Origin of the sequence: Natronomonas sp., assembly GCF_046710025.1 — an archaeon.
Taxonomy (GTDB): Archaea; Halobacteriota; Halobacteria; order Halobacteriales; family Haloarculaceae; genus Natronomonas.
In genome coordinates this window covers 1-5,198 of sequence record NZ_JBKEGK010000182.1, presented here as the reverse complement: position 1 = coordinate 5,198, position 5,198 = coordinate 1, and the positions used below count along the sequence as shown (strand labels likewise).

6 protein-coding genes are annotated in these 5,198 nt (G+C 60.4%); 2 read left to right on the top strand and 4 right to left on the bottom strand.

All coding sequences use genetic code 11. From position 1 onward, the window contains the following. The coding region (locus ACI944_RS11395) for an IclR family transcriptional regulator (RefSeq protein WP_411719178.1) at positions 1 to 795 on the top strand (795 nt) is incomplete at its 5' end. 557 nt (positions 796 to 1,352) lie between these two features. On the opposite strand, the gene ACI944_RS11390 is transcribed toward ACI944_RS11395, so the two are convergent. The 4 genes from ACI944_RS11390 to ACI944_RS11375 all read right to left on the bottom strand — a co-directional run bounded on the left by ACI944_RS11390 (position 1,353) and on the right by ACI944_RS11375 (position 4,338). Further along, positions 1,353 to 1,640, bottom strand: a complete 288-nt coding sequence (locus ACI944_RS11390) for a hypothetical protein (protein ID WP_411719177.1) — start codon at positions 1,638 to 1,640, stop codon at positions 1,353 to 1,355. Positions 1,641 to 2,160: 520 nt separating this feature from the next. Then, the gene (locus ACI944_RS11385; RefSeq protein WP_411719176.1) at positions 2,161 to 3,210 is read right to left on the bottom strand and encodes a hypothetical protein; all 1,050 of its coding nucleotides are present in this window, start codon (positions 3,208 to 3,210) and stop codon (positions 2,161 to 2,163) included. Positions 3,211 to 3,563: 353 nt separating this feature from the next. Next, entirely contained in the window at positions 3,564 to 3,728 is a 165-nt protein-coding gene (locus ACI944_RS11380; protein ID WP_411719175.1) for a hypothetical protein, read from the bottom strand. 403 nt (positions 3,729 to 4,131) lie between these two features. Further along, positions 4,132 to 4,338, bottom strand: coding sequence for a cold-shock protein (locus tag ACI944_RS11375; protein WP_411719174.1), 207 nt, complete (start codon positions 4,336 to 4,338; stop codon positions 4,132 to 4,134). 498 nt (positions 4,339 to 4,836) lie between these two features. Here ACI944_RS11375 and ACI944_RS11370 point away from each other — a divergent pair, with 498 nt between their 5' ends. After that, the gene (locus ACI944_RS11370; protein ID WP_411719173.1) at positions 4,837 to 5,076 is read left to right on the top strand and encodes a TFIIB-type zinc ribbon-containing protein; all 240 of its coding nucleotides are present in this window, start codon (positions 4,837 to 4,839) and stop codon (positions 5,074 to 5,076) included. Positions 5,077 to 5,198 lie beyond the last annotated feature (122 nt).

Genomic DNA, 5,198 nt, shown 5'->3' with positions numbered 1-5,198 from the left:
AAAGGAGACGGCGGGCCACGGACGCTGAAGACCGTCAACATGGCCTCGCGCGTTCTCGATGCGGTTCGAGAGCGCGACGAGGTCGGCGCATCCGAACTCGCCGCGGCGCTTGATATCTCAAAAAGCACGGCGTACATCCACCTCAGGACGCTCGAGGACAACGGCTTTCTCGTCCAGCGGGGGGACACCTATCGGCTCGCGTTCAAATTCACCGTGTTGGGGGAGTACGTCCGCAATCGGAGTCCCCTGTATCGCTATGGGAGACCGGAGGTCGACGACCTCGCCGAGGAGACTAACCAGTACACGCACATCGTGACCGAGGAGGACGGCTTCGGGATCAACCTGTACCAGGTCAAAGGCGACACCAGCGTCGAGGGCGAGTACCAGACCGACAAGATCCAGCGTCGCGACCACCTCCACTACACGGCCTCTGGGAAGGCGATTCTCGCGTACCTTCCCCGCGAGCGTGTCGAGGAGATACTCGATGAGCGCGGGTTACCCGCGCGGACGACGGAGACGATTACCGAGGCCGAGACGCTGTTTGCGGAACTCGAACGGATCCGCGAGCGGGGGTACGCGTACAACGACGGCGAGGAGATCGACGGCTTCCGGGCCGTTGGCGCACCCGTTCGGGACGGGGACGGCGACGTCCTCGGATCGCTGAGCGTCTCCGGCCCGACCAGCGTCATGCAGGGGGATCGGTTCCAAGAGGAGATGCCACAGCGCGTCATCCGATCGGCGAACGTCATCGAGGTGAACATCAACATGAACACCCAGCCGAACCAGTCCGTTTGAAATGTCCGAACAGAAGTCGACTATCCAGACGATCAACCGGCGGCTACGTACGTTGGCTCAATTGCAATAACAATAATAAGTCTGTTATTTTACTTGGAGTGTGGCCCCTGTTCCGATCCGAACCAGCGACGGCGAAGCGTTTCTCGCTCGATTCGGCTACGATATCTGAACCCGCCGTCCACCATGGGGGGGCGCGCTTGAAGCCACCTGTTGACGGTGCCTATCTAGAGTTCTAAAGTATAAGATATTCCATATTTCTGCGATTTACTCATTATGCTTGCACTTTGCTTTCCCTCGTTCCGATGGCGATTAGAGCCACGTTGGAGTCTTCGTCGGTAAGCGTCCTCTCAGCGATCATACGCTGTTATCGAGGGAGCTGATTTCACCTCCGATTGTACCCCGTCAAAACAGTTTCCGTTGTCGGTCGGCCCGCTCTTGCGGTTGCAACGAGTGGGGTGACAATCTGATACCAATATTCGCGATTGAATGCATGTATTTGCCTCTGACACTTCTGCATCGATATAAGCGATTTGGCTCGCCACGAGCTTGTCGACGGCTCATATCGAGACTGGCTGTGAGCCGATCGTATCGTCGTCACCGCACGGGATCTGCTCGACAGTGCGATCGTGTTCAGTGGGCGTTGACCACTCTACGATACGTTCGCTCACCGCGCTTTCAAGGGCCGTCAGGTGGGACGCAGCCATCCCGGCTGCATACTGTGCGCGCTGCGCTGTCGGATCGACGTACACGCGCTTGACCAGCCACAACACATCACGCACACTCGTCTGCTGTCGATAGAGATACCCGATCTCCCAGACGTGGCCGCCATCGAAATCCTCGATCACGCCGCCGACTCGTCGTGAGCGAGTGCTCGCCGGGGGACCACCGCTGGCCGATGAGGTCCGCGGAGTCGACGACGACGATCGTGTTCGCCGTCTCCGAGTAGTAGTGCGTGGCTCTGTGGCCGTCCGTTCCGAGTACGGTCGCATCGGCCGGAAGCCCGAGTCGGTCGCTTCGGCTGGTTCTCGTGGTGTCGTGGTATTGCGTTCGGTCGTACATCTTCGTTCGGGAAGCGCCGTCGAACGTGTTGTCGCACGCCCCGACCGCCTCCGGCCGGTGTCCCGCGCCTCTACTGTATACTTATGCGTATTAGTATATAAACCACGGTACAAAACACGGCCACTAAAGCTTCCTCTGTCAAAAATTAGTATATAAACAAAAGCGCCCAACGCTCGAGCGCGCTGTGGACTTGAGCAGAGCGTTAACCAACAAAACGGCGTTGGCGCGGAGATGTTGATTAATATTCAGCGGGAGCCACCTCAAAACGCAGATGTCTACTCGAAGAACGAACGTTCTTGCCGTTGTTCACCTCCAGGCGAGTCCCCGTAGCTCGGTCGACGGGGCGAGCGGACTCGACGGGAGCTCGCCACTCGGGTCGGGATCGTTGTACGCCTTCGGCGCGACGTCGTTCGGGGCGTCCGGATAGAACAGCGACGCGATCGCGTGGAGGTGTTGGCGGCCGATATCAATTTCGAACTGTCCACCGCCGAACATCCGTATCTCGTGTTCGCGACAGTACTCGATCGTCTCGAAGAGCGATCGCACCGACCCGAAACGGGACGGCTTGATATTGAGCCACTGCGGTTCCCAGGGCAAGGTGTCGACCGTCTCGACGCTTCGGATCGGATAATCCCAGGTTACACGCGCTTCGTGGCCTTCGAACAGCGGTCGCGTCTCCTCGGTCAGTTCCGGATCCTCGATGAGTGCCTCGGGGAACCCCTCAATGACCCGTTCGTAGAGATCCGGGTCGGCGGGCTGATCCACCGACGTACCGTGGTATTGGCCCTTGAGATCGAGGGTTCGCACCGCATCGGTCGTTGCGAGGCGCTCGACGACGTCGTCGGTCCACTCGGAGGTTGGGTCGAGTTTGAACCCCAACGCCGGATTCCGGTCGAGCCACTCGAGTACCCGGTCGCCGGTCGGGGGATCTTCGAGACGCGTGCTCACGACGAATCGAACCGGATCGTACGTACGCCCGAGCCGTTCGGCGAGGGCCGTATCGGCCTGTCGCAACGCGAGATCGAGCGCGGCACTCTCGACGGCCCAGCGTCGGTAGTTGCGGAAGATCGCCTGTTCGGGCTCGTCGCCGCGAAAGAGGTCGATATCACCCACGTGTGTCGAGAACTCCTCGAGCGTGTACGCCCCGGTCAGATCGAACGTGTCCGGGGCGTCGTCCAGCGCATCGTGGGCGTCGGTGTTGTACGTGACGTCCTCGCCTCGACCAACCTCGCCGTCGCCGTGGAGCGAGAAGACGGTCGTCGCTCTCGTGAACCCACTCGACGTATCGCGCTCTCGTCGGTCGAGGCTGTAGCTGTCGACGCTGATCTCCAGGTCGGCGACGGCATCGTAGAGCATGTACTCCGGTGTAGGGCCACGTACGTGTTAAATCCGAGAGCAGAGGGGTACTCGGTCGTAAGCACGTCGTACCACGCTGGGACCGGCACATCGTTGAGACCGGCGTTGAACGACGTCCGGAACTCGATGTCTACGGAGGGTCACTCAAGCGTTCGACTCGACACAGGGCAACGCCGGAAATCGCTGTTTCTTCGGTTTCGATCGGCCAATAGATCGATGAACTACGGTGTCGGTTCGAATGCGTCGACGATGAGGTCGCCAAGCGAGTCGGCGTATCGGAGGTCCGCCCAGCCGCGTTCGGCCTTGACGTAGTCGATCCACGCCGGCAACGGACGGTCGCCGAGCTCCTGCCGTTATTCGACTGCTCCGTCGGTGCCGACGACCACGATGGTATCGGCGATGCGGGAGAAATAGTGCGTCGAACTGGCTCCGTCAACGCCGAGCCGGAGCGTATCGGATGGGAGTTCGGACGGTACCTCGTCGGCATTCTTTTGTGAGTAGGTCTGATACGTATGCATGCTTCGTTCGGGAAGCACGGTCGGGCGTGTTGTCGCACGCGCCGACCATTTTCGGAATTGGTCGGTCTCCCGCGCTTCTACGGCCAGTTGGTTCGTATTAGTACTTAAACAACGGCGCACAGATCGACAGGGCGTCACCTCGCATCGCTGTGGAGATAGAGTGTGCTCACTGCCCCGACATCGACTGGGTGAACAGCCCCCACCACGAGCGTTGGGGCTTCGGTTCGGGTCTCTCAGTGTGATATATCGTCTTGAAGACCCACTCATTCCGGAGTAGCTTGGTAACGCTGACGACGGATCGGAGTTCACTCTCTCGTCAGGTCACCTGGTGGTCAAGACATCGAAGCGGACTGAAAATTCGGAATCGGTGTCTGTCGGAGTGAGCGACAGGTGTATACCGGTATTACTGTCGAACGACATTCGCCGCGCGGGGGCCCTTGGGCGAGGACTCGATGTCGAACTCGACCTCGGTGTCCTCCTCGAGGTCCGGGCCACCGACGTCCTCCATGTGGAAGAACACGTCTTCGTCGTCGTCAAGATCGCCGTCGTCTGTCGAAATGAAACCGTAGCCGCCTGTGTCGTTGAAGAAGTCAACCGTACCGTTTGCCATTACATACAAACGGAGAGTGCAACGAGGAATAACCCTTCCGAGGGTCGCGGTACCAGGGCACTTCAGGCTGTGTTGATCCCTCCTAGCCGGTGCCATCGGCGCGTGTGACCCGTCCCATCTCGTCTCCCGTACCCACCGGCCCCCGTTCCCTCGCCCAACCTCTCCTCGCGCGCCGGGAGCTGTAAGCGAACCGAGCTGTGCTCGCCGCTGTCCAACTCTCTTCCACGGCACGCCGCCCGCGCCATCGGGCGCTCTCCGCACTTCGAGCGCCCGAGCCCCGGCTCGTGGGGGCTCCCTGCGGTCGCCCCCCTCGCCGGGCCGGCGCGGGCGGCTGGTTGTATACCGAGGCTGACGCGCCCTCGCTCGCGCCCAAGGGCGCTCGCGAAGGCGCGAGCGAGGGCGCGACGTGACTGGTTGGGTGATGCAGAGAAATCCGCGATGGTGTGACATCGCGGTTTCGGACGCCGTGGTTGGCGCCTTCAGGATCACTGAGATCCAATGTACGATACGAACGTAACAGCACATAAGGATTCGGTCGAACAGCGCGGTGAACAAGCGGCGGCGCGGAGCGGACGGACAGACAGTGCGTACGAGCGTGGGTTCGACGAGGATGTCGAACAGAACGAGGCCAACACGTGCCCGGAGTGTGGCGGTCGGGTGACGGCGAACGTCGACGAGACGGTGTGTGACGACTGTGGTCTCGTGATCGACGAGAACAAGATCGACCGCGGGCCCTAGTGCTTTGTCAATCGTTAATTGATGGGTAGAGTCGCCGTAGTTTGATTCGTGCGTCTTCGGAAGTGAATCGCCAGTCAATGTCAGTATCCTCGCCATTCAGGGAGTTCTTCCACGCGGCGACC

Excerpts from the sequence above, each read along its gene's own strand:
- ACI944_RS11385 (WP_411719176.1), bottom strand. The coding sequence starts at position 3,210 with ATGCTCTACGATGCCGTCGCCGACCTGGAGATCAGCGTCGACAGCTAC.
- ACI944_RS11380 (WP_411719175.1), bottom strand. The coding sequence starts at position 3,728 with ATGCATACGTATCAGACCTACTCACAAAAGAATGCCGACGAGGTACCG.
- ACI944_RS11375 (WP_411719174.1), bottom strand. The coding sequence starts at position 4,338 with ATGGCAAACGGTACGGTTGACTTCTTCAACGACACAGGCGGCTACGGT.
- ACI944_RS11370 (WP_411719173.1), top strand. The coding sequence starts at position 4,837 with ATGTACGATACGAACGTAACAGCACATAAGGATTCGGTCGAACAGCGC.